General features: G+C 49.9%; 5 tRNA genes (1 of these 5 cut by a window edge). All 5 read right to left on the bottom strand.

Annotation, left to right across the window (positions count from 1 at the left end):
* Positions 1 to 66 precede the first annotated feature (66 nt).
* Positions 67 to 142, bottom strand: a tRNA-Asp gene (locus HMPREF2578_RS10785).
* Between the two features lie 5 nt (positions 143 to 147).
* Positions 148 to 237, bottom strand: a tRNA-Ser gene (locus HMPREF2578_RS10780).
* A gap of 9 nt (positions 238 to 246) precedes the next feature.
* Positions 247 to 320, bottom strand: a tRNA-Ile gene (locus tag HMPREF2578_RS10775).
* Between the two features lie 28 nt (positions 321 to 348).
* Positions 349 to 422 (bottom strand) — tRNA-Met (locus tag HMPREF2578_RS10770).
* Positions 423 to 448: 26 nt separating this feature from the next.
* Positions 449 to 475 (bottom strand) — tRNA-Ser (locus HMPREF2578_RS11250); it runs 129 nt beyond the window's last position.

Raw genomic sequence — 475 nt, 5'->3', positions numbered from 1 at the left:
GATCCCTTCAGCCGGACTTGGGTATTCCTCCACATTTTATAGGTAAATTGCTATTAAATTATTAGATGGCGGTCTCGACGGGAATCGAACCCGCGATCTCCTGCGTGACAGGCAGGCGTGTTAACCGCTACACTACGAGACCAAATACGGAGGAAGAGGGATTCGAACCCCCGCGAGCCGTTAAGCTCCTGTCGGTTTTCAAGACCGATCCCTTCAGCCGGACTTGGGTATTCCTCCAAAATTATATGGACCTTGCAGGACTCGAACCTGCGACCGAACGGTTATGAGCCGTTAGCTCTAACCAACTGAGCTAAAGGTCCAAATTTTAATTCTACAACTAATAATTAGTGGCGGTGGAGGGGATCGAACCCCCGACCTCACGGGTATGAACCGTACGCTCTAGCCAGCTGAGCTACACCGCCGTTATATAGTTTGTAAATGATTTAAATGGTGGAGACTAGCGGGATCGAACCGC

The sequence above is a fragment of the Staphylococcus sp. HMSC072H03 genome (genome assembly GCF_001809305.1).
Lineage (GTDB): Bacteria > Bacillota > Bacilli > Staphylococcales > Staphylococcaceae > Staphylococcus > Staphylococcus hominis.
Note: the sequence above shows the minus strand (reverse complement) of the source record. Positions and strands in the feature narration are given on the sequence as shown.